The 21,455-nt window shown below is 68.1% G+C and carries 21 protein-coding genes and 1 pseudogene; 13 read left to right on the forward strand and 9 right to left on the reverse strand.

Going from position 1 to position 21,455, the window contains the following annotated elements; all coding sequences use genetic code 11:
• A pseudogene (locus tag D3H34_RS12680) lies at nucleotides 1-189 on the forward strand (hypothetical protein); the annotation flags it as partial.
• A gap of 9 nt (nucleotides 190-198) precedes the next feature.
• On the opposite strand, the gene D3H34_RS12685 reads toward D3H34_RS12680, so the two are convergent.
• The 4 genes from D3H34_RS12685 to D3H34_RS12700 all read right to left on the reverse strand — a co-directional run bounded on the left by D3H34_RS12685 (nucleotide 199) and on the right by D3H34_RS12700 (nucleotide 4,252).
• Entirely contained in the window at nucleotides 199-906 is a 708-nt protein-coding gene (locus D3H34_RS12685) for an SDR family oxidoreductase (protein WP_119553814.1), read from the reverse strand.
• 36 nt (nucleotides 907-942) lie between these two features.
• The gene (locus D3H34_RS12690; protein WP_119553815.1) at nucleotides 943-2,364 is read right to left on the reverse strand and encodes an MATE family efflux transporter; all 1,422 of its coding nucleotides are present in this window, start codon (nucleotides 2,362-2,364) and stop codon (nucleotides 943-945) included.
• Nucleotides 2,365-2,379: 15 nt separating this feature from the next.
• A complete protein-coding gene (locus tag D3H34_RS12695) occupies nucleotides 2,380-3,687 on the reverse strand; it encodes an MFS transporter (protein ID WP_119553816.1) in 1,308 nt (435 codons plus the stop codon).
• 109 nt (nucleotides 3,688-3,796) lie between these two features.
• Nucleotides 3,797-4,252, reverse strand: a complete 456-nt coding sequence (locus D3H34_RS12700; protein ID WP_119553817.1) for a MarR family winged helix-turn-helix transcriptional regulator — start codon at nucleotides 4,250-4,252, stop codon at nucleotides 3,797-3,799.
• A 75-nt stretch (nucleotides 4,253-4,327) separates the two neighbouring features.
• Here D3H34_RS12700 and D3H34_RS12705 point away from each other — a divergent pair, with 75 nt between their 5' ends.
• From D3H34_RS12705 to D3H34_RS12745, 9 genes are all read left to right on the forward strand, one after another.
• Nucleotides 4,328-4,885: a PaaI family thioesterase gene (locus D3H34_RS12705; RefSeq protein ID WP_119553818.1), complete on the forward strand. Its 558-nt coding sequence runs from the start codon at nucleotides 4,328-4,330 to the stop codon at nucleotides 4,883-4,885.
• Between the two features lie 308 nt (nucleotides 4,886-5,193).
• Nucleotides 5,194-7,746: a phage head spike fiber domain-containing protein gene (locus tag D3H34_RS12710; RefSeq protein ID WP_119553819.1), complete on the forward strand. Its 2,553-nt coding sequence runs from the start codon at nucleotides 5,194-5,196 to the stop codon at nucleotides 7,744-7,746.
• Between the two features lie 211 nt (nucleotides 7,747-7,957).
• Nucleotides 7,958-9,019, forward strand: a complete 1,062-nt coding sequence (locus D3H34_RS12715) for a Fe(3+) ABC transporter substrate-binding protein (RefSeq protein ID WP_119553820.1) — start codon at nucleotides 7,958-7,960, stop codon at nucleotides 9,017-9,019.
• Nucleotides 9,020-9,053: 34 nt separating this feature from the next.
• Entirely contained in the window at nucleotides 9,054-10,739 is a 1,686-nt protein-coding gene (locus D3H34_RS12720) for an ABC transporter permease (protein ID WP_119553821.1), read from the forward strand.
• A 61-nt stretch (nucleotides 10,740-10,800) separates the two neighbouring features.
• On the forward strand, nucleotides 10,801-11,484 hold the full coding sequence (locus D3H34_RS12725; RefSeq protein WP_119553822.1) for an ABC transporter ATP-binding protein: 684 nt from the start codon (nucleotides 10,801-10,803) through the stop codon (nucleotides 11,482-11,484).
• Nucleotides 11,485-11,525: 41 nt separating this feature from the next.
• Nucleotides 11,526-12,806, forward strand: coding sequence for a hypothetical protein (locus D3H34_RS12730; RefSeq protein WP_147400419.1), 1,281 nt, complete (start codon nucleotides 11,526-11,528; stop codon nucleotides 12,804-12,806).
• A 99-nt stretch (nucleotides 12,807-12,905) separates the two neighbouring features.
• Nucleotides 12,906-13,586, forward strand: a complete 681-nt coding sequence (locus D3H34_RS12735; protein WP_119553824.1) for a glutathione S-transferase family protein — start codon at nucleotides 12,906-12,908, stop codon at nucleotides 13,584-13,586.
• 56 nt (nucleotides 13,587-13,642) lie between these two features.
• A complete protein-coding gene (gloA, locus tag D3H34_RS12740; RefSeq protein WP_119553825.1) occupies nucleotides 13,643-14,056 on the forward strand; it encodes a lactoylglutathione lyase in 414 nt (137 codons plus the stop codon).
• Between the two features lie 28 nt (nucleotides 14,057-14,084).
• Nucleotides 14,085-14,651: a DUF1697 domain-containing protein gene (locus D3H34_RS12745; protein ID WP_119553826.1), complete on the forward strand. Its 567-nt coding sequence runs from the start codon at nucleotides 14,085-14,087 to the stop codon at nucleotides 14,649-14,651.
• Nucleotides 14,652-14,667: 16 nt separating this feature from the next.
• Here D3H34_RS12745 and D3H34_RS12750 read toward each other — a convergent pair whose 3' ends face one another.
• From D3H34_RS12750 to D3H34_RS12765, 4 genes are all read right to left on the reverse strand, one after another.
• Nucleotides 14,668-15,396 (reverse strand): haloacid dehalogenase type II, encoded by a 729-nt coding sequence (locus D3H34_RS12750; protein ID WP_119553827.1) that lies wholly within the window; start codon nucleotides 15,394-15,396, stop codon nucleotides 14,668-14,670.
• Nucleotides 15,397-15,560: 164 nt separating this feature from the next.
• A complete protein-coding gene (gene eda, locus D3H34_RS12755) occupies nucleotides 15,561-16,196 on the reverse strand; it encodes a bifunctional 4-hydroxy-2-oxoglutarate aldolase/2-dehydro-3-deoxy-phosphogluconate aldolase (protein ID WP_119553828.1) in 636 nt (211 codons plus the stop codon).
• Nucleotides 16,197-16,239: 43 nt separating this feature from the next.
• Complete coding sequence (edd, locus tag D3H34_RS12760; protein WP_119553829.1) at nucleotides 16,240-18,069, reverse strand: phosphogluconate dehydratase; 1,830 nt, start codon at nucleotides 18,067-18,069, stop codon at nucleotides 16,240-16,242.
• A 190-nt stretch (nucleotides 18,070-18,259) separates the two neighbouring features.
• A complete protein-coding gene (locus D3H34_RS12765) occupies nucleotides 18,260-18,808 on the reverse strand; it encodes an OmpA family protein (RefSeq protein WP_119553830.1) in 549 nt (182 codons plus the stop codon).
• 135 nt (nucleotides 18,809-18,943) lie between these two features.
• Here D3H34_RS12765 and D3H34_RS12770 point away from each other — a divergent pair, with 135 nt between their 5' ends.
• Entirely contained in the window at nucleotides 18,944-19,651 is a 708-nt protein-coding gene (locus D3H34_RS12770) for a gamma-glutamylcyclotransferase (protein WP_119553831.1), read from the forward strand.
• Nucleotides 19,648-20,187 (forward strand): superoxide dismutase family protein, encoded by a 540-nt coding sequence (locus tag D3H34_RS12775; RefSeq protein WP_119553832.1) that lies wholly within the window; start codon nucleotides 19,648-19,650, stop codon nucleotides 20,185-20,187. Before D3H34_RS12770 ends, D3H34_RS12775 begins: the two co-directional genes overlap by 4 nt.
• Nucleotides 20,188-20,193: 6 nt before the next feature.
• On the opposite strand, the gene D3H34_RS12780 is transcribed toward D3H34_RS12775, so the two are convergent.
• Nucleotides 20,194-20,766 carry a nucleotidyltransferase family protein gene (locus D3H34_RS12780; protein WP_119553833.1) on the reverse strand — a complete coding sequence of 191 codons (573 nt, stop codon included), beginning with the start codon at nucleotides 20,764-20,766 and terminating at the stop codon, nucleotides 20,194-20,196.
• Nucleotides 20,767-20,795: 29 nt separating this feature from the next.
• Here D3H34_RS12780 and pdxH point away from each other — a divergent pair, with 29 nt between their 5' ends.
• Entirely contained in the window at nucleotides 20,796-21,449 is a 654-nt protein-coding gene (gene pdxH / locus D3H34_RS12785; RefSeq protein ID WP_119553834.1) for a pyridoxamine 5'-phosphate oxidase, read from the forward strand.
• Nucleotides 21,450-21,455: the final 6 nt, after the last annotated feature.

Here is a 21,455-nt window from a genome sequence, read left to right on the forward strand (position 1 = left end):
CGCTACTACGCACCGCCGCCGCCCCCGCGCCACTACCACCGGGACTACTACGACGGTCCGCGCCGCCACGGCTACTACGGCCATGGCCACCGCGACTGGGAAGGTCGTCGCTATGGCCGCCGGGACAACGACGGCGACGGTGTACCCAACCGTTACGACCGCCGCCCCAACAACCCTTACCGCTACTGAGGCATTCCGTCAGACCGGCACGCTCGCATACGCGGGCTGCTCGGTCGACAGGCTCTTCTTGAGCTGGCGCGTGACCTCGTCGGCCAGCACCTCGGGCAGCCCCGCCTCCACACCCGCCAGCGCCTGGCGCGCCGCATCGTCGGGGGAGGTCTTGGGGCCGGGCATGTGCGCCGCCATGTCGGTGTCCATGAGCGCCACGTGCAGGCTCGTGACCTGCGTGCCCTGCCCCGCCAGTTCATTGCGCAAGCCGTTGCTCAGCGACCAAGCCGCCGACTTGGTGGCGCTGTAGGTCGCCACGCTCGGGAACGTGGCCCAGCTCAAGGCCGACAGCACGTTGAGGACCGCGCCGCCGCCATTTGACGCGAGCACCGGCGCAAACGCTTGCGTGAGCGCCCAGGGGCCGAAGAAGTTGGTCTCGAACTCGGCGCGCACCGCGGCCACGGCATCGGGTGACCCCAGGAAGCTCGATCCGCGCGAGATGCCCGCGTTGTTGATCAGCAGCGTCACATCGCCGCAGGCACGCACCGCGGCCTCGATCTGCGCGGGCTGCGTGACGTCGAGCGCCACGGGCACGACGCCCGCCAGCGTGATGCTCTTCGGGTCGCGCGCGGCGCCATAGACCTTGCGCGCACCGGCCGCAAGCGCCGCCTTGGCGAACGCCAGGCCGAGCCCCCGGTTGGCACCAGTGATGAAGACGACGGAATCCTTGATCTGCATGACGAGCCTTTCGTTGAAAAAGAAAACAGAGTCGGTTCAGGCCTGCGCCACGCGGCGCAGCAAACCCTGCGTCGTGCGCGGCCAGCCGACACGGCCGAACCAGGCGCCACCCGCGATGGCCGAGGCGATGACGATGCCGTACACCACCAGCGCTACGCCCTGCGCCGCGAACACGCCGGTGAGCCCGCCACCCCATTGCAGCGCCAGCCAGCCACCGGTGCCCGCCACGGCGAGCCGCGCGATGTTGCCCAGCACCGGCCACAGCAGCCGGCCCGCACCCTGCGAGGCGAAATACAGCACCAGCCCGACGCCGAAGAAGCCGTAGAGCGGCCCCACCACGCGCAGGTAGTGTGCGCCGGTCTCGAGCATCACGGGGTCGTGGCCGAACAGCATCAGCCACGGACGCGGGAACAGCGCGGCAGCCAGCCCGATGACCTCGGCCATGCCGAAGGCCAGCGCCGCGCCGGCCCAGGTGGCGCGTAGCGCGCGCTCGCGCAGCCCCGCCCCCATGCAGGTGCCGACCATCGCCACCAGCGGCGCGCCGAGGCCGAACACCAGCGGCACCAGCAGGTACTCGAGCCGTGACGCGGTGCCGTAGCCGGCCAGCGCGCCCGCGCCGAAGTGGCCGGTGAGTGCGGTGGCGATGCCGATCGACAGGTTGGTGGCCACGGTCGACACCGTGCCCACCAGCCCGATGCGCAGGATGTCGCGGAACAGCGGCCAGCGCATCTGGAACGCCGCCAGCGTGGGCCGCAGCAGGCTGCGCGGCGAGCGCAGGTAGGCGATGAGCGCAAGCGAGCCGAGCAGGTAGTACAGCAGCAGCGCCAGCGCCCCGCCCGCGATGCCCATGCCGCCCCACGGCCCGATGCCGAAGATCAGGAGCGGCGACGCCGGAATGAGGAAGACCACGCCCACCACCGTCACGTTGGCCGGCACCGCCATGTTGCCGGTGCCGCGGATGATCGCGGAGAGCGAGTTGAAGAGCCACACCAGCACCGCACCCGCGAACACCCAGTTCGAATACGTGAGCGCGGCATCGAGCGCTGCGCCGGTGCCGCCCATCACGCCGTAGAGCCAGCGTCCGCCCAGCAGCAGCGCCAGCGTGAAGCACAGCCCGAAGCCGATCGCGATGACCACCGCGTGCCAGACGAGCGCGTCGGCGTCGCCGCGGCGGCGCGCGCCCAGCGCACGCGCGATCGACGAGGCGATGCCGCCGCCCATCGCGCCGCTGGACGTCATCTGCATCAGCATGACGATGGGAAACACCAGCGCCATGCCGGCCAGCGCGTCGGTGCCGAGCTTGCCGACGAAGTAGGTCTCGATGAGCCCGACGGAGGCCTGCGCCAGCATCACGAGCACATTGGGCGCCGCGAGCCGCAGCAGCGTGGGGATGATGGGCGCTTCGAGCAGGCGGCGCGTGCGCGGGTCGAGGTCGCCGGTGGCGTGGGAGGTGGTCATGCGGATCTCCGAAGCTCAGGCACGTGCGGCGGCGGCGGTGGCGCCCGGTGCGCTCGCCTTGGCGGGACGGCGGATCGCCATCACGATCACCGCCGCGAACAGGCAGGCCGCGCCGGCCGTGTACAGCGCGGGCGTGTAGGTCAACAGCAGCGTGCGCGCAAAGCCCGCGCCGTAGGCCGCGGTGGCCGCGCCCAGCTGGTGCGCCGCGAAGATCCAGCCGAACACCAGCCCGACCTTCGCGGGGCCGAAGGCGGCACCCGCGAGCTTGACGGTCGGCGGCACGGTGGCGATCCAGTCGAGGCCGTAGAACATCGCGAACAGGCCCAGGCCATAGATCGTGAACTCCGAATGCGGCAGCCAGAACAGCGAGAGCCCACGCAGGCCGTAGTACCAGAAGAGCAGCTTGCGGTTGTCGTAGCGGTCCGAGAGCCAGCCCGACAGGATGGTGCCGACGAAGTCGAAGGCGCCCATCATCGCGAGCACCGAGGCGGCGGGCACGGCGCTCATGCCGTAGTCGCCGCACAGCGAGATGAAGTGCGTCTGCACCAGGCCGTTGGTGCTCAGGCCGCAGATGAAGAAGGTACCGGCCAGGATCAGGAAGGTGCGGTTGGTCGCCACCTCGCGCAGCACGCGAAACGGCGTGGCGAAGTTCATCGTGAAGGCGGGGGCCGGCGCAGGCTGCGTGCCGGGGGCTTCACCGTAGGGCAGCAGGCCGACGTCCGACGGCCGATTGCGCACCAGGCACAACGCGAGCAGCGCGATCACCACGCTGCCGACCACGATCGGCACGATGGCCGAGCGCCAGCCCCAGTGCTCGATCATCCAGGCCGCCAGCGGCAGGAAGGCCAGCTGCCCGGTGGCCGCGCTGGCCGTGAGCATGCCCACTACCAGGCCGCGTCGCGCGACGAACCAGCGGTTGGCCACCACCGCGCCCAGCACCAGCGCCGTCATGCCGGTGCCCAGGCCGAGCATCAGGCTCCACAGCACAAAGAGTTGCCACAGCTGCGAGGCCGTGGTGACCAGCGCCATGCCCAGGCCGACCAGCGTGAGGCCGGCGCACATCACCGCGCGCAGGCCGTAGCGCTCCATCAGCACCGCGGCGAACGGGCCCATGAGGCCGAACAGCGCAAAGCGCAGCGCGAGCGCGGACGAGATCTGCTCGGTGCTCCAGCCGAACTCCTCGCCCAGCGGCTTCATCATCGCGCCCGGCAGGCCGAGCGCGGCCGACATGGTGAGCATGGTCAGGAAGGTGACGGCCGCGACGATCCAGCCGTAATGGATGCCGCGGCGTTGCAGCCAGGCGGAGACGTGGGTGGCGAACATGGGACCTCTGGAGCTGTTGGAATGGGTCGAGGGAGAAACGAAGAGACAGGAAATCCGGCCGCGCGGCTGCATGGGCGCGGAAAGTGTTCGTTGAAAGGTGGTGGAAGCGTCAGTCCTGCACGTCGACCGGCTCGCCCGTGCCCATAAGCTCGAGCGATTCATCGATGAGCGCATGCAGCGCGAGCACGCGCTCCACGCCCAGCAGTGCGTTCAGCTTCTGCTGCGCGGTCTTCCAGTGCTGCTGCGCTTCGCGCCACTTGGCGTCGCCGGCGTCCGTGAGCGACACCAGCCGGCTGCGCGCATCGGCGCCCGCGTTCTGCGCCACCCAGCCCGCGACGATCAGCGGCTGCAGGTTGCGGCTCAGCGTGGACGCTGTCATCTTCAGCTCCCCCGCCAGGTCGACCGGGCGCATCGGGCCCAGGCGCTTGAGGTGCGACAGCAGCGAGTACTGCGTGGTCTTGAGGCCGCTTTGCGACACCTCGGCGTCATAGTGCTGCGACAGGCGGCGCATCAGCTGGCGCGTCTTGAAGCTGGTGCAGCCGCGGGGTTGGGTCGGTGTGTCCATGGGGTATTATTGTATGTGCAACTATTGCATATGCAATCAACTACCTTTGCCAAAGCCCCCAGGAGGAACACAGGCATGACGACGCAGACGCCCCCCATCAACCTGCTTGACGCATGGATCGCCGAAGAGCGCCAGATCACCGACCGCCTCGAAGGCGGCCCCGGCCCCGGACTGGCGCGCCCCGAGCAGGTCGCGGGCAAGACCGGCCTGGAGGTCATGCAGGCGATGCTCGCCGGCGAGATCCCCTTTGCCGCCATCGCCAAGACGCTGGACTTCACCATCGTGACCGTCAGCAAGGGCGTCGCCATCTTCCAGGGCACGCCGCTGCCGCAACACCTGAACCCGCTGGGCACCATCCACGGCGGCTGGGTCGCCACCATGCTCGACTCGGCCCTGGGCTGCTCGGTCCACACCATGATGCCGCCCGGTCGCGCCTACACGACGGCCGAGCTGAGCGTGAACTACGTCAAGGGCCTCACGCCGAAGGTCCAGCGCGTGCGCGCCGAAGGCAAGGTGATCCACTGCGGCAAACAGCTCGCCACCGCCGAAGCACGGCTGGTTGGGCCGGACGGCACGCTGTATGCGCATGCGACGACGACGTGCCTGGTGTTCGAGGTGCCCGCGGCGCGCTGACACCGAACCGCGACACCACCCGTCACCCGAAGGCCGACATATGTCGGCCTTATTTTTTGGGGTGCCCGCCGCGACAGTTGTCCCTGCCCACCCAGGAACGACCGAGTGCCCACAGCCTTGCCCAGACCCCACGCTCACGCCCGACATTCCGGGACGTCGCGTCTGCGTCGCATCCGCCTGTGCCACGTCGGTTGCGCCATGCGCCACCGCGCCATGGCCGCCATGGACTGGCCGGCGCCGGAACCCTCCGCCGCCGAACCCGAACGGCCCCGCGCCACGCACCGGCCCATTGCAGAGGACTCCACCCGATGACGACCACACTCACCGAGAAAACCTTCGACGAGCTTTTCACCTACGCCGGCGGCACCAACGGCAGCCGCGTGAATCCGCAGGGCTTCATCGAGCCCTGCGCGACGCCGCGCTTTGATTTCGATCCGATCACGAAGGTGGCGAAGGGGTTGTTGATCGAGAACGCGCGGATCAATCAGTTGGCGTTTTCGTCGCGGTTTGAGAATCCCGTCTGGGGCAAAGCGGGGGTCAGCGTCATGCCTGGGGCCGCCCAAGCACCCAATGGCCGGTGGGACGCATGCAAGCTCACCTTGAACAACGGCGCACCCTCCGGCAATTCGTATCTCAGCCAGACGATCACAAAGACAGCCGCGGCCACCACGTTTGCATACACCTTCTACGCCAAGGCCGCTGGGGCATCGAACGGATGGATCTACGCAAGAAATGCGGCGCAGACATCCAGCGTCAGTATTTCATTCAACCTTGCGTCGATGGCCACCGGGGGAAACAACGGCGTTGGCGACTTCGCGTTGATATCAAAGAGCGTCAACGACATTGGCAATGGCTGGCGCAGGGTTGAGATTGTTTTCACGAGCGATGCATCCACCAGCGTCTTTGCGCAAATTTTCCCTGGCACCGCGTCCGGCTCCGGACCTGGTGACGGTGCTGCTGGCCTCTACATCTGGGGGGCGCAGCTGGAAGTTGGCGCATTCGCCAGTTCCTACATTCCCAGCGCCGACGCTGTCACTGCCCGCGCGTCCATCGGCAGCTACTACGACTCGAAGGGCATCCTGCGCTATGCCGCCGCCGGCGTGGCACGCAACAGCTACGAGCCCTCGAATCTGCCGTTGCCACCTGTGCTGATAGCGGAGGAACAGCGTGCAAACATCCTGCTCAAGAGCAACGACATGCACCTGGCGCCATGGACCACGTCGGCAGGCATCATCCGTACGCCGGGAAGGCTCGCGCCGGACGGGACGTTGCGAGCGGTTGAGTTTTCGGGCGCGTCCACTGGGCCGTTCACTCAGACTGCCACGGCGACCGCGACCGTCATGACCTACTCGATCTACGTCAAGAACGTGTCAAGGACCGGAAATATTGAACTGCTTCTTCGGAACAGCACGACGGCGGTCAATGGGCTCTACGGCATCGTGACCCTGCACGGGAGCACGCCGTCGATCAGTGGAGCAGGGTGGGAAATGCGTGACGTGGGCGGCGGGTGGTTCCGATGCATTCACACATCGGCTATTCCGATCGCGATCGGCGACATCCTTACGGTGTACGCAGTGGTTGCAGGTGCGCGCGCTGACGCCGGGGCATGCCTCACCTGGGGCGCGCAGCTCGAAGCCGGCGCCTACGCGACTAGCTACATCCCGAGCACCGAGACGTTCACGGGCCGCGCGTCCATCGGCACCTACTTCGACTCCACGGGGGCAATGAAGGTCGCGGCCTCCGGCGCCGCCCGGATGACCTACAACCCGGCAGATCTGAGCATCGCTCCGTGGCTGATGCAGGAGGGACAGAGCACGAACATGCTGCTGGAAAGCGAGTATCGCAATGGGGTGACAGGCGAGAACGTCGGTCCAGGGGTTAGCGCGTCTACGATGGCCCCCTTTTCAGGGGCGCTGCGGTTCCAAGCCAACGCGTCGACCGCGTATGCCTACAAGCTGCCAGCACTGCAGGTATCGACCACTTACACGCTGTCGGTAATTGTCGAGATGGAAGATGGCATCGCCCCCTCTTTCGGCTCTGACAATCCAACCCCCAATGGAGCCAATACCTTCCACCTCGTCATCGCCAACTCACAGATTGGCCCGCTGACCTACCGGGTGCAGCCGCTCGGCGCATCTCGCTGGAGAGTATCTGGAACAAAAACTACTCCTGCGTCGATTGCTCAGGGCTACGTTGGAATCTGGAAGTACAACACCAACGATTCACGCGCATTCAAAGTTACCGCGATTCAGCTTGAGCAAGCCCCGTTTGAATCGAGCTACATCACGACAACGACTGCGACAGTGACCCGCCTCGCGGACACAGTGATCTCGACAGCTACCACGCGCCAGGCTGACACCGCTTCATCGGCCGCCACGACGCGAGCGGGGGATATCGTCCGTATCGACGCCACCAAGGGCTGGTGCAACTCCGCTGAGGGCACATTTCACCTGGAATTCGATGTGCCCCAGGGGCCGAACGCCGGATTCCAAGCGCTTCTCGAAATCGGGGACAACACGCCTGCAAACCGGGTCGGCATTTCTGCCGGCGCCACGAACCTTGTCGCGTATCAGTATGCGAATGGCCCACAGGGACCGTCGACGGCAGCGAAGTCCTACGGCGTCGCTGTTGGCAGCGTCGTCAAGGCGTCCCTGAGCTACGGTGTTGACGGGATTCGCCTCGGCCTCGGTGGAACGGCTCTTGCAAAAGTAGCCGCAGTCGCGCTCCCGTCCCTCATGAAATTCGTGGGAATCGGAACAACGCAGGTGCATGGCGCTAGTCAGCCCTATTTCCACGTGCGCGCCGTGCGCTACCGGCCCCAGAAGCTCACTGATGCTGAGGTGGTGGCGCTTACGGCCTAGGAGCCCCGCAAGAAAAGTGAAGTGGGTGCGGCAGCATCCGCCTCCACCCAAGCGCGCTCCAAAGGCCCGCCGCTCTCCGCAGTAAACCCTCAAGCTGTAGGCCAAAGAAAAGACCCACTCCTCCACGCCAGTGATAATTGTTCGCATCAGCGACGCTTTGTCGTCGCCGATGCCTTTCCCAGAACACCTCACCGCACCTGGAGGATCCTTCATGACCGACCGCTTCGGCACCCAAGGCCGCGCCGCGCACGCCCTCCTCGGCGTTTCCGCCGCCTGGCTCGCCCTCACCGCCCTGCCCGCGCACGCCGCCAACGACGAACTCACGCTCTATACGACGCGCGAGCCGGCGCTGATCCAGCCGCTGATCTCGGCGTTCAGCGCGCAGAGCAACATCAAGGTGAACACGGTGTTCGTGAAGGACGGCCTGCTGGAACGCGTGAAGGCCGAAGGCGCGCGCTCGCCGGCCGACGTGCTGATGACCGTGGACATCGGCAACCTCGTCGACCTCGTCGAAGGCGGCGTGACGCAGCCGGTGAAGTCGGCCGCGCTCGAATCGGCCATTCCGGCCAACCTGCGCGGCGCCGACGGCCAGTGGTTCGCACTCTCGCTGCGTGCACGCGTGCTGTACGCCGACAAGAACCAGCCGCTCACCAGCTTCCGCTACGAAGACCTGGCCAACCCGAAGTACAAGGGCAAGGTCTGCATCCGCGCCGGCCAGCATCCCTACAACACGGCCCTGGTGGCCGCGATGATCGCGCACGACGGCGAAGCCAAGACCGAGCAATGGCTGCGTGGCGTCAAGAGCAACCTGGCACGCAAGGCCACCGGTGGCGACCGCGACGTGGCACGCGACATCCTCGGCGGCATCTGCGACATCGGCGTGGCCAACTCGTACTACGTGGGCCAGATGAAGAGCGCCAAGGAAGGCACCGACGCACGCAAGTGGGGCGACGCCATCAAGGTGATCCGCCCGACCTTCGCCAACGCCAAGAGCGGTGGTACGCACGTCAACATCAGCGGTGCGGCGGTTGCCAAGAACGCCCCGCAGCGCGCCAACGCGGTCAAGCTGCTCGAGTTCCTGGTGTCGGAGCCGGCCCAGTCGCTCTACGCCGACGCCAACTACGAGTACCCGGTGCGCAAGGGCGTGGCTCTCGACCCGATCATCGGCAAGACCATCGGCGAACTGAAGGTCGATCCGCTGCCGCTGACCGAGATCGCGAAGCACCGCAAGCAGGCCAGCGCCCTCGTCGACAAGGTCGGCTTCGACCAGTGATCTTGAACGGCCGGGCATGCCCGCCGGCGACTGAATGATTCCCCTGCGGCGCCAACCGCCGGGCCTGCGCGCAGCGGGCCCGGCTTGGCGCTGCGCGTCGTTCCTGATCGCCCTCGGCGTGCTTGCGCCGGTGCTCACGCTGGCATGGCTCGCCTTCGGATCGGGCGTCGGTCACTGGGGGCCGCTGTTCGCGCACGTGCTGCCGCAGGCGGCGCTCAATACGGCACTGCTGCTCGCGGGCGTCGGCACCCTTGTTCTCCTGATCGGCACCGGCTGCGCCTGGCTGGTCACGGCGCATGACTTCCCCGGGCGCAGTGTGCTGAACTGGGCATTGCTGCTTCCGCTGGCGATGCCGACCTACATCGTCGCCTTCGCCTACCTCGACCTGCTGCACCCCATCGGCCCGGTGCAAGGCGCGATCCGCTGGATGCTGGGCTTCGACAGCCCGCGCCAGTTCCGGCTGCCCGACCTGCGCTCGATGCCGGGCGCGATCTTCGTGCTGGGCTTCGTGCTCTATCCGTATGTCTACATGACGGCGCGCGCGATGTTCATGACCCAGCCAGCGCACCTGCTCGAAGCCGCGCGCACGCTGGGTGAGAACCGGCTCGGCGCCTTCTTCCGCGTGGCGCTGCCGCTCGCGCGACCGGCGCTCGCCGTCGGCCTGAGCCTCGCGCTGCTCGAGACGCTCAACGACATCGGCGCCTCCGAATTCCTCGGCGTAAACACGCTCACGGTGGCGGTCTACACCACCTGGATCACACGCTCCGACCTGGCCGGCGCCGCGCAGATCGCCTGCGCGATGCTGTTCGTGGTGGTGGCGCTGGTCTGGCTCGAACGCAACGGCCGCCAGCACCAGCGTTTCGGTTCGGCGCAGCGCATGCGTGCGGTGCAGCCCCGGCGCCTGCACGGCGGCGCGGCCTGGGCAGCGACCGCGACGGCGACGTTGCCGGTGCTGATCGGTTTCGTCGCACCTGCGCTGTACCTGGTCTGGGAAAGCGGCAAGCGGCTGCACCAGGGCGGCGGCATTTCGCAGGGCCTCGTCGCCAGCCTCGGCAACACCTTGGCGTTGGCAGCCGGTGTGACGGTGGTGGCCGTCGCGGCAGGGCTGGTCGTGGCCTGGGCCTCGCGCAGCCAGGGCACCAGCCCCAATCGTGCACGCTGGCAGGCGCGTGTGGCCACGCTGGGCTATGCGGTGCCGGGCACGGTGCTCGCCATCGGCCTGCTGACGCCGGCCCTGGCCTTCGACGCGGCGCTGGCCGGTGCGATGGGCTGGCAGGGACTGCCACTGATGGGCGCGGGCGTCGTGCTGGTCATGGCCTGCGCGATCCGTTTTCTCGCCATGCCCGTGGGCGGCATCGAGTCCGGGCTGGCGCGCATTCCGCCCGCCATCGAGCAGGCCTCGCGCCTGCTCGGCGAAACCACCGGCGGCACACTGCGCCGCGTGCATCTTCCCTTGCTGCAGCCCGCCATCGCGGCGGGCGCGTTGCTGGTCTTCGTCGACGCCATGAAGGAATTGCCGGCCACCCTGCTGCTGCGTCCGGCCAACTTCGACACCCTCGCCACCTGGCTCTACGCCGAGGCCGCACGCGGCACCTACGAGGAAGGCGCGATCGCCGCCCTGGCCATCGTGGTCGCAGGCCTGTTGCCGGTGGTGCTGCTGGCGCGCAACCAGCTCGGTACGACACAGGCGGCGACGCCTCCCGACACGGACCCTGTATGAGCGCCGCGCCGGGCCGCCCCAAGCAAGCTCGCACCGAAGTGCGAAGCACGAAGGTTTTCCAATGAGTTCCCCGCTTCATCTCGACTCGCTCCAGCTCGCGTACGACACGCCGCGCGGGCCGCACACCGTGGTCGACGGTTTCTCTCTGGACCTGGCCGCAGGCGAAATCGCCTGCCTGTTCGGCCCGTCGGGCTGCGGCAAGACCACGGTGCTGCGCGCCATCGCCGGCTTCGAGCCCGTGCGCGCCGGCACCATCCGCCTCGGCGACGCGCTGCTGTCGTCGCCCCAGAAACACCTGCCGCCCGAACAGCGGCGCGTGGGCATGATGTTCCAGGAGTACGCGCTGTTCCCGCACCTGTCGGCCGCGAAGAACGTGGCCTTCGGCCTGCGCCGCCTGGGCCGCGCGGCGCAGCAGACGCGCGTGGCCGAGATGCTCGCGCTGGTCGGCCTGGCCGAAGCTGGCGAGCGCTACCCGCACGAGCTGTCGGGCGGTCAGCAACAGCGCATCGCGCTGGCCCGCGCGCTGGCGCCCTCGCCCGCCTTGCTGTTGCTGGACGAACCGTTCTCCAACCTCGACGGCGGCACCCGCGAACGCCTGACCGCCGAGGTGCGCGGCATCCTGAAGAAGGCCGGGCAGACTGCCATCCTGGTCACACACAACGACGCCGAAGCGCATGCGATGGCCGATCGCATCGGGGTGATGCATGGCGGGCGGGTCACGCACTGGCTGGAGACGGCGGCCTGATTCGGCTCACTTAAGAATAGCCAGGTAAAGCGAGACATCAGATGCGCAAAGCGTTCCGATTCATCATGGCCTTGGCCCCATTGCTCTGGGCGACGACACCGGCCATGGCGGAGCTCCGCACGGTCTATCAAGGCACCCTCGGCACCAACGAGGTCGTGCTCGAAGTGAATGCTTCTGGCGCCGGGAGGTACTTCTATCGCCGCCACGGCGTGGACATCCCGCTTTCAGGACCGGTGTCGGCGCTCGTGGAAGCCCTCCCGATCCAGGGGGAGGCGATGTACCGCAAGGCGCAAGGCGGCAACACGCCGCTGTTTGAAGATGCACAGACGCGGCAGCCGGGCCCGACGTGGCGCGGCCAGGTGGTCAACGGCACCTTTGCCGGACGCTGGAGCCAGGGACCGGGCAGCAAGGACGTTCCGTTCGAGCTTCGGCAAGTCCGCCAGTACGACCCGGAAAAGACCCGCTCCGGCACGGCCGAGTCGGTGACGCGTCGCATTTCGCCAGGCAACACCACCGGCGTGGCTTCGGACGAGACGGTCTCCATCGAGACGGCGCCCTACGACTACCTGAAGCTGCAGACCCCGCTCAAACGAGGCACGGAGCACGTCAGCGCAGCGGTGGGATGGCGCATGGTCGTCGATCCGCGCACGCGCCTGTCCTATCCGCGGCTCACCCGGCACCCGGATGCACGCGTTGTCGAGAAGGTCAACGCCATCCTCGAACGCAGGCACTGGCAGCTCAACCTGGCCGCGCTCGAATGCAGGGCCACCCTCTATACCGAGACGCACCCCGCAGCCGGCTCACTGGGAAATTACGACGAGGAATCCGTACGCGTCACGTTTCTCAGCCCGACGCTGATGAGCGTCGTCGAATCGGGCAGCGCCGACTGCGGCGGTGCTCATCCCCACAACCACTACGAGCCTTACACGCTCGACCTGATCCGCGGCGAGTACCTCGACTTCAACCGCCTGTTCCGGGCCTTCGCCAAGACGCCAGAGGGGTTCGAGCCCAGCGATGCGCTCATGGCGCTGATCGGAAAGAAGCTGAAGGCCCAGGCCCGCGGGGCTCGATCCGCAGCCTCGGCAGAAGCGCAAGACACGCGTTGCGACGATCTTTGGCCTCAATACCTGGCGTTGCATTTCGATCGCAATCGCGGGCGGGATGCACTGGTCGTCGCCGTCAGCGGCGTGCCGCATGTGATGGGGGTCTGCCTTGGAGCCACGCTGGCGCTGCCGTTCCCAGCGCTCAAGCCCATCCTCAAGCCGTCCGCCGACGCGTACCTTTTCCCCGAGACAGGGAAGCCGGGCACCACGAAAGACTAGACCGACCGAATGCCCCAATGGGCTTTTTCAGAAAAGGTTGTTCAGTCTCGGAAGAATCGCGGCGATCCAGCCCCCACGACTTCGAGAACGGAACGCCCCATGACGCAAGCCCTCACCCTGGTCAGCCATCTGCTCTGCCCCTATGTGCAACGCGCCGCGATCGCGCTGCACGAGAAGCACGTGCCCTTCGAGCGCGTGGTGATCGACCTCGCGAACAAGCCCCAGTGGTTCCTCGACATTTCGCCGCTCGGCAAGGTTCCCCTGCTGAAAGTGCAGCGCCCCGACAACACCGAGGCCGTGCTGTTCGAGAGCAACGTGATCTGCGAGTACCTCGAGGAGACACAACCCGGTGCGCGCCTGCACCCCGAAGACCCGCTCGCACGTGCCCAGCATCGTGCATGGATGGAATTCGGTTCGGCCATCCTCGTCGACCTGTGGGGCTACGAGACCACGCAGGACGCCGCCGTGTTCGCGCAGAAGCGCGAGGCACTGGCTGCCAAGTTCGAACGCGTCGAAGCCGCGCTGGGGCAAGGCCCGTACTTTGCGGGTGAGTCCTTCAGCCTCGTCGATGCGGTGTTCGCACCGGTATTCCGCTACTTCGAGGTGTTCGACGCGATCAGCGACTCGCACCTGTTCGACGCGCTGCCCAAGGTGAATGCGTGGCGCCATGCGTTGGCGGCACGTCCGAGCGTACGGGCCGCGGTGGTGCCCGAGTACCCGCAGCACCTGATGGACTTCCTGAAGCAGCACCAGGCGCACCTGCTGACACTGGCGGCTTGATCGCCTGAAGCAGAGGGCGACAATAGCGCCCTCCCCCTAACGACACGACCCACGAGATGCGACTTCTCCACACCATGCTGCGCGTTGGCAATCTCCAGCGCTCCATCGACTTCTACACGCAGGTGCTCGGCATGACGCTGCTGCGCACGTCGGAAAACCCCGAGTACAAGTACAGCCTCGCCTTCGTCGGCTATGGCAATGGCAACCCCGACCAGGCCGAGATCGAACTGACCTACAACTGGGGCACCGAGAGCTACGAACTAGGCTCCGCTTACGGCCACATCGCGCTCGGCGTGCCCGACGCGTACGCGGCCTGCGACAAGATCAAGGCGGCGGGCGGCAACGTGACGCGCGAGGCCGGTCCGGTGAAGGGCGGCACGACGGTGATCGCCTTCGTGACGGACCCTGACGGGTACAAGATCGAGCTCATCCAGCGCAACGAGAACGCGGCGGGCGGCGGCCTGCGCTGAGTCTTCGCGGGCGACAGGCACATTCACCATGGCAAGCCCGAAGAAGAAAAAGGATGCACCGTTGACCCGCTACGTCGCCCTGCTGCGCGGCGTGAACGTCAACGGCATCACGATCAAGAGCGTCGACCTGAAGGCGCTGTTCGCCGACGAACTCGGCTTCGGCGCGGTGCGCACCGTGCTCGCCAGCGGCAACGTGCTGTTCGACACCGATGCCCCCGATGCCGCCGCGCTGCGCACGCGCATCGAGCAGGCCCTGCGCCAACGCTTCGGCTACGAGGCGTGGATCGTGCTGCTCACGCAGAAGCAGGTGGCCGACATGGCGACGGGCTATCCCTTCGCGCGCATCGATGACGAGCGCCATCCGTACATCGTGTTCGGCTCCGACGACGCGATGCTCGACGAGATCATCGAGAAAGCCGGCACAGTCGATGCGAAGGTCGAGCAACTGGTGCGAGGCCAGGGCGTGCTGTACTGGCAATGCCCGCGCGGCGAGAGCCTGGAGACACCGGTGGCCAAGCTGCTTGCGAAGACCCGCTACAAGTCGAGCACCACCACGCGCAACCTGCGCACGGTGGAGAAGCTGATCACCGACTGATCAACCAATCGACAAATCAGCAGCCCAGCCGGTCGGCCAGCGCGACGATGTCTCGCACATGCAGGCTGTTGTCCGGCTGCGGCGACACATCCTTCGGCTGCGCACGGCCGAACTCGTGGGGCCGCTCGATGTACGCCGTCTTGAGGCCGCACACGCGCGCGGCCGCCAGGTCGTCGTGGTGCGCCGCGGCCAGCATGACCTGCCCGGGCGTCGCGTCGAACACGCCCGCCACGCCGAGGTAGGTGCGCGGGTCGGGCTTGTAGGCCTTGAACACCTCGGCCGACAGCACGCAATCCCAGGGCAGGCCGGCGCGCTTGGCCATCTCGGTGAGCAGGCCGATGTTGCCGTTGGAGAGCGTGCAGATCGTGAACTTCTTCTTCAGGCGCGTGAGCCCCTCGACCGCATCGGGCCAGGCCGGCAGGCGGTGCCACGCGCGGCTCAGGTCGCGCTTGGCGCTGGAATCAAGGCGGTCGGTCAGGCTGAAGTCGTGGAGCACCTGCTCGAGCATGCTCAAGTGCAGCTCATCGAGCAGCGTGAAGCCACCCTCGCCGGCTGCGATTCGCTCCATCACGGCCTTCATGGCAGGCTGGTAGCCGGCGCGCCATGCGAGCGCGAAGGTCGCGCCGTCCACACCGGGCAGCACACGCTCGACCTCGGCCGCGATGCCGCTGTGCCAATCGACCACTGTGCCGAACACGTCGAACGCGATGACCTTCAGGTCGTTTACCTCGAACCCTGCATCCATGTCAGCTCTCCATCACGCCTTGCGCGGCCCGTGACACTTGAAACTGTCGCGATCCAGCCGGGAGACACCGCGGAACCGGCTTTGCCGGGCCGCTGGTGTCGCCCCCCTGAAAGGGGGTTGGCGAAGCGACACGAAATGCGCGAAGACTGGGGGTCAGTTTCATCCTAGCGTGGCAGCTGGCTCGCGGCGCGCGCCAGTTGCTCGATGCGGGTCCAGTCGCCGTCGCGGATCGCGTCGGTCGGCACGATCCACGAACCGCCCACGCAGGCCACGTTCGACAGCGCGAGGAACTCGGCCGCGTTGCCGGCATGGATGCCGCCCGTGGGGCAGAAGGTGACGTCGCCGAACGGGCCCTGCCAGGCCTTGAGCATCGGCAGGCCGCCGGCCTGCAGCGCGGGGAAGAACTTGAGCTGGGTGTAGCCGTCTTCCTGCGCCGTCATGATCTCGCTGCCGGTGGCCACGCCGGGCAGCAGCGGCAGGCCGAGGTCGTGGCAAGCCTTGCCGACGGCACGCGTGTAGCCCGGGCTCACGCCGAACTTCGCGCCGGCCAGCGCCGAGGCCTGCGCATCGGCCGCGCTGCGGATGGTGCCGGCGCCGGCGACGGCCTCAGGCACTTCCTTGGCGATGGCCTCGATGCATTGCAGCGCCTGCGGCGTGCGCAGCGTGACTTCGAGCATGCGGATGCCGCCGGCCACCAGTGCACGCGCCAGCGGCACGGCGTGCTTCACGTCGTTCAGCACGATGACTGGAATGACGGGTGCGTCGCGCATCACGTCGAGGGGGGTGAGTTTGTCTGTCATCTCATGGCTCCAAAAATCTTTTGCGGCCCGCTGCCGGGCGCGGTCACATCCAGGTGCAGGCGCCTTCTTCGGCCGTCAGCGCATTGCGACGCATGCCGGCGAACAGTTCGCGGCCCAGGCCGTGACCGTCGGCGATGCGCTGCGCTTCGGGTTGTGTCGCGATCTCGCGTACGGCCCATTCGTCCTCGGGCAGCAACACGGCGAGCGTACCCGCTACCGCGTCGAGACGGATCAGATCGCCGTCACGCACCTTGGCGAGCGGGCCGCCCGCCGCCGCCTCGGGCGACACGTGAATGGCGGCCGGGATCTTGCCCGAGGCGCCGCTCATGCGGCCGTCGGTGACCAGCGCCACGCGGAAGCCCTTGCCCTGCAGCACCGACAGCGGCGGCGTGAGCTTGTGCAGCTCGGGCATGCCGTTGGCCTGCGGGCCCTGCCAGCGCACCACGCAGACCACGTCACGCTCCAGCTCGCCGGCCGTGAACGCCTTCTGCAACGCAGCCTGCGAGTCGAACACGCGCGCCGGCGCTTCGATGACGTGGCGGTCGTCGGGCACCGACGACACCTTGATCACGCTGCGCCCCAGGTTGCCGCCGAGCAGCTTGAGGCCGCCGGTGGCGCTGAAGGGGCTCGCGACCGGGCGCGTGACGGCTTCTTTCTGCAGCGGTGCGGCCGGGGTCCATTGCAGTGTGTTCTCACCGACCAGCGACGGGATGTTCGCGAATTCGCGGATGCCGCCGGCACGCACCGTGAGCACGTCGGCATGCATCAGGCCGGCCTCGACCAGCTCGCCGATCACGAAGCCCGGGCCGCCCGACGCCTGGAACTCGTTCACATCAGCGCTGCCGTTGGGGTACACGCGCGTGAGCAGCGGCACCACGTCGGACAGCCGGGAGAAGTCGTCCCAGTCGATCAGGATGCCGGCGGCACGTGCCACGGCCACCCAGTGGATCAGGTGGTTGGTCGAGCCGCCCGTGGCCAGCAGCGCGACCATGGCGTTGACGATGCAGCGCTCGTCGACCATCTCGCCGATGGGCGGGCAGTTGAATGCAACGTCGCTCGCCTTGCCGAGCACCGAGCGCACCGCCTCGCGTGTGAGCGTTTCGCGCATCGCATCGCCGGGCTGGACGAAGGCCGTGCCGGGCACGTGCAGGCCCATGGCCTCCAGCAGCATCTGGTTGCTGTTGGCGGTGCCGTAGAAGGTGCAGGTGCCGACCGTGTGATAGGCGGCCATCTCGGCCTCGAGCAGGCCCTGGCGGCCCACGAGACCCTGCGCCGCCTGCTCGCGCACCTTCGACTTGGCGTTGTTCGACAGGCCCGAGGGCATCGGCCCGGCGGGCACGAACACGGTGGGCAGGTGGCCGAAGTGCAGCGCGCCGATCAGCAAGCCCGGCACGATCTTGTCGCACACGCCGAGCATCAGCGCGCCGTCGAACATGTCGTGCGTGAGCGCGACGGCGGTGCTCATGGCGATGAGGTCGCGGCTGAACAGGCTCAGCTCCATGCCGGGCGTGCCCTGCGTGACGCCGTCGCACATGGCGGGCACGCCGCCGGCCACCTGGGCGGTGGCGCCGTGGCGGCGGGCCTCGTGCTTGATGATGTCCGGATAGCCCTGGTACGGCGCATGGGCCGAGAGCATGTCGTTGTAGGCGGTGACGATGCCCAGGTTGGGCGCGCGCTCGGCCACCACCTTGAACTTGTCGTTGGCCGGGATGCCGGCCACGGCGTGCGCCACGTTGGCGCAGCCCATGCGGTCGGAGCCGCGGTCGCGGGCGCGGATCTCGGCCAGGCGCGAGAGGTAGGTGCTGCGCAGGTCGCGGCTGCGCGCGCGAATGCGATCGGTGACGTCGCGAACGGTGGGGTGTGTGCTGCTCATGGGGAAATTGGCTCTTGCTGCGTGTCGCCGGCGCGACTGGGGGCCTGGAGGCCCATCGTACCAATTCGAGCGCGTCGCCCCGATGAAATCAGGCTGCAGAACGATACGAAAACACTCGGACATGCAGCCGGCGGCATGCAGGCGCAAAAAAACCCGGTCATGCCGGGTTTCCTGGGAGGCGGATCTGAACTCAGTCGATCAGCTTGACCTCGACGCGCCGCGCCTCGGCGTTGTTGCCCGAACCGGCGGTGACGGCGGGCTTCTGCAGGTCGATCTTGTCGGCCGCCACACCGAGGCCGGTGAGCACGTCGCGCACCATCTGGGCGCGGTTCTTGGCGAGTTCCTCGTTGATGGCGGCGTCGCCGGTGGTGTCGTGGAAGCCCGAGACCACCGCCTTGCGGCCGCCCTCGATGCCCTTGATGACCACGGCCAGCGCCTCGGCGGCGCCCGGTGCGATGTCGGCGCTGCCGGTCGCGAAGTAGAAGTTCACCACGTCGCCGGCCACGCGGATGCTGGCACCGTCGGGGATCACCACGGTGACCGTCTCGGTGACCACGCTCACCTGCACCGCGCCGCCCGGCGCAGCCGCGGACGCCGCCACGGCAGGCTTGGCCTGTCCGGCCGCCGCCATCAGGCCCTTGTGCCAGAACGCGATACCGATGACGAACATGATCACGAGCGCGATCAGCGCGATCAGGAAGCCGAGGGCGAAATTCTGCTGGCTGTCGTCGTTATTCATGGAAGCGCGATCTCCGTAGGAAAGGGGTCGGTAAATAATGGTGCGGTGAACCATGATCACGAAATTGTAGGCGCCGCCCCCGACACCTCCGTGTCAGCCGGCGCGCCGGACCCCGGTCCGCCGGGGCTCGACCCGATGCCCCGTCCGCTGCGCGACCCGCAGCCGATGCTGGAACGCGCGATCGCCGACTGGGGCGGCCGCGACGATCTCTGGCTGTTCGGCTACGGCTCGCTGATCTGGCGGCCCGAGTTCGGCTTTGCGGAACGGCGCGCAGCCTCGGTGCACGGCTGGCACCGCGCGCTCAAGATGTGGAGCCGGGTCAACCGCGGCAGCGTGCAGACGCCGGGCCTGGTGTTCGGACTGCTCTCGGGTGGCAGTTGCAGGGGCGTGGTGTTCCGCGTGCCGAAGGCCGAAGGCCTGGAAACGCTGCAGCGCCTCTGGCTGCGCGAGATGCCGACCGGCGTGTACGACCCCAAGTGGCTGCAGTGCGGCACGGCCGAAGGGCCGGTGCGCGCACTGGCCTTCACGCTCTCGCGGCGCAGCCCCAACTTCACGGGCGAGCTCAGCGACGAGCGCTACCGCCACATCTTCGCCAACGCCGTGGGCCGCTATGGCAGCTCGCTCGACTACGCCCGCCAGACCCTGCTCGAGCTGCAGCGCCACGCGATCCACGACGCGGCACTGGCCCGGCTGGTGGCGCTGGCCGGCGCAGAGTCGCCGGCCCATGCCTCTTTTGAGGCGCCCGCCGATTGCGGCGCACCGGCGGCTCCGGTATACGTTCCGGGGTCTTCCGACAATTCACCCTCTTCCTCTTCCGTTCCGTTCGACAAGGAAAAACCATGAACCATCGTCGTCTCCTCGCCACCAGCACCGCCCTCCTCGCCACCGCCGTGCTTGCCGCCTGCGGCAGCATGGGCGGCAAGCCGAGCACCACGGTCGAGCTGACGCCGACCGCCGCCGTCACGCCCAACCCCGCGCGCGGCTCGGTGACGCTCACCGCCCTCGACCACGGCGTGCGCGTGTCCGGCGAAGTGCGCGGTCTGGCACCGGGCAGCGAGCACGGCTTCCACATCCATGAAAAGGGCGACTGCGGCGACAACGGCAACGCCTCGGGCGGCCACTTCAACCCGGCCGGCGGCACGCACGGCAAGTTCTCCGCGCCCGGCAGCCACGCCGGCGAGCTGCCCAGCCTCGTGGCCGACGCCGGCGGCGTGGCGCGTTTCAGCGTCGAGAACCACGCGATCTCGCTGACCGACGGCGCCGCCAACAACGTGCGCGGTCGCGCGCTGGTGGTGCACCGCGACCGCGACGACTTCACGACGCAACCCGCCGGCAACTCCGGCCCGCGCGTGCTCTGCGCGGTGATTCCCAAGGGCTGACGTCCGTCAGCTACTGCCCTCGCGCGCCTGCCACAGCGCCTCGGCGCGCGCCAGGGCCTCAGGCGTGTCGATATCGGTCACGACGCCGGCATCGTCCACCGCCAGATCGACGACCGAATCGATCGCACGCATCGCCCGCAGGACGGGCGATGCGCCCACACTCCCCTCCAACGCCGCCAGTTGGGCCCCGCAGCCCGCCGCAAAGCCCACCGGATGCCCGCGCTCGCCCTGGTACTGCGGCTGCACGGCGTTCACCTGCCCGCTGAGCGCGGCGGCGACCGCCCTCAGGGTCGCGGGCAGCACCAGCGGCAGGTCGCCCGGCAGGATCAGCCAGCCTGCCGCGTCGGGCGTGGCGCGCACGGCGGCGGCGATCGAATCGCCCATGCCGGGATGGCCCGCGTCTTCCAGCCGCCACGGCAAGCCGCTGGCGCGCACCGCGTCGAGCGTGCGTTCGAGCACCGGCCGGCCCGCGAGCAGCGCCTTCAGCTTCGAGCCCGTGCCGCCGGCCGCGACGAAACGCTCGCCGCGGCCCGAGGCCAACACGATCACGGTGGGGGAGTTCGCCTCTGTCGTCGTCATGGGCCGAGTATGTGCGCAACAATCCCGGCATGACTTCTCCTCTTTCCCAAGACGCCCTGGCCGCGCTGCGCAAGAGCTACGAGCGCACCGAGCTCGACGAGACCCGCAGCGCCGCCGACCCGTTGCAGCAGTTCGAGCGCTGGCTCAACGAAGCCGTCGGGGCCCAGGTGCCCGAGCCCAACGCGATGACGCTGTGCACCGTGGGCAGCGACCTGCGGCCGTCGAGCCGCATCGTGCTCATCAAGGGCTACGACGCGCGCGGCATCGTCTGGTACACCAACTACGACAGCCGCAAGGGCCGCGAGCTGTCGGGCAATCCGTACGCCTCGCTGCAGTTCCACTGGGTCGAACTGGAGCGCGTGGTGCGCATCGAGGGTCGCGTGGAACGCGTCAGTGCCGAGGAGAGCGACGCCTACTACGCCAGCCGTCCGCTCGATTCACGCATCGGCGCCTGGGCCAGCCCGCAGAGCGAAGTGATCAGCGGGCGCGACGTGCTGGTGAAGAACGCCGCCGTGTATGCCGCCAAGCACCTGCTCTCGCCGCCGCGACCACCGCATTGGGGCGGCTTCCGGCTGGTGCCCGATCGCTGGGAGTTCTGGCAGGGTCGCAAGAGCCGGCTGCACGACCGGCTGCGCTACCGGCTCGAAGGTGCCGACTGGTTGCGCGAACGCCTCGCCCCCTGAACCCGC

The sequence above is a fragment of the Acidovorax cavernicola genome (genome assembly GCF_003581445.1).

What these genes read in the sequence shown, in the direction of transcription:
- D3H34_RS12745 (WP_119553826.1), top strand. Translation starts at nt 14,085, where the DNA reads ATGGCAAGCCCGAAGAAGAAAAAGGATGCACCGTTGACCCGCTACGTC.
- D3H34_RS12775 (WP_119553832.1), top strand. Translation starts at nt 19,648, where the DNA reads ATGAACCATCGTCGTCTCCTCGCCACCAGCACCGCCCTCCTCGCCACC.
- D3H34_RS12750 (WP_119553827.1), bottom strand. Translation starts at nt 15,396, where the DNA reads ATGGATGCAGGGTTCGAGGTAAACGACCTGAAGGTCATCGCGTTCGAC.
- D3H34_RS12770 (WP_119553831.1), top strand. Translation starts at nt 18,944, where the DNA reads ATGCCCCGTCCGCTGCGCGACCCGCAGCCGATGCTGGAACGCGCGATC.
- D3H34_RS12695 (WP_119553816.1), bottom strand. Translation starts at nt 3,687, where the DNA reads ATGTTCGCCACCCACGTCTCCGCCTGGCTGCAACGCCGCGGCATCCAT.
- D3H34_RS12710 (WP_119553819.1), top strand. Translation starts at nt 5,194, where the DNA reads ATGACGACCACACTCACCGAGAAAACCTTCGACGAGCTTTTCACCTAC.
- D3H34_RS12700 (WP_119553817.1), bottom strand. Translation starts at nt 4,252, where the DNA reads ATGGACACACCGACCCAACCCCGCGGCTGCACCAGCTTCAAGACGCGC.
- gloA (WP_119553825.1), top strand. Translation starts at nt 13,643, where the DNA reads ATGCGACTTCTCCACACCATGCTGCGCGTTGGCAATCTCCAGCGCTCC.
- D3H34_RS12705 (WP_119553818.1), top strand. Translation starts at nt 4,328, where the DNA reads ATGACGACGCAGACGCCCCCCATCAACCTGCTTGACGCATGGATCGCC.
- eda (WP_119553828.1), bottom strand. Translation starts at nt 16,196, where the DNA reads ATGACAGACAAACTCACCCCCCTCGACGTGATGCGCGACGCACCCGTC.
- edd (WP_119553829.1), bottom strand. Translation starts at nt 18,069, where the DNA reads ATGAGCAGCACACACCCCACCGTTCGCGACGTCACCGATCGCATTCGC.
- D3H34_RS12725 (WP_119553822.1), top strand. Translation starts at nt 10,801, where the DNA reads ATGAGTTCCCCGCTTCATCTCGACTCGCTCCAGCTCGCGTACGACACG.
- D3H34_RS12765 (WP_119553830.1), bottom strand. Translation starts at nt 18,808, where the DNA reads ATGAATAACGACGACAGCCAGCAGAATTTCGCCCTCGGCTTCCTGATC.
- D3H34_RS12780 (WP_119553833.1), bottom strand. Translation starts at nt 20,766, where the DNA reads ATGACGACGACAGAGGCGAACTCCCCCACCGTGATCGTGTTGGCCTCG.
- D3H34_RS12735 (WP_119553824.1), top strand. Translation starts at nt 12,906, where the DNA reads ATGACGCAAGCCCTCACCCTGGTCAGCCATCTGCTCTGCCCCTATGTG.
- D3H34_RS12685 (WP_119553814.1), bottom strand. Translation starts at nt 906, where the DNA reads ATGCAGATCAAGGATTCCGTCGTCTTCATCACTGGTGCCAACCGGGGG.
- D3H34_RS12720 (WP_119553821.1), top strand. Translation starts at nt 9,054, where the DNA reads ATGATTCCCCTGCGGCGCCAACCGCCGGGCCTGCGCGCAGCGGGCCCG.
- D3H34_RS12690 (WP_119553815.1), bottom strand. Translation starts at nt 2,364, where the DNA reads ATGACCACCTCCCACGCCACCGGCGACCTCGACCCGCGCACGCGCCGC.
- pdxH (WP_119553834.1), top strand. Translation starts at nt 20,796, where the DNA reads ATGACTTCTCCTCTTTCCCAAGACGCCCTGGCCGCGCTGCGCAAGAGC.
- D3H34_RS12715 (WP_119553820.1), top strand. Translation starts at nt 7,958, where the DNA reads ATGACCGACCGCTTCGGCACCCAAGGCCGCGCCGCGCACGCCCTCCTC.
- D3H34_RS12730 (WP_147400419.1), top strand. Translation starts at nt 11,526, where the DNA reads ATGCGCAAAGCGTTCCGATTCATCATGGCCTTGGCCCCATTGCTCTGG.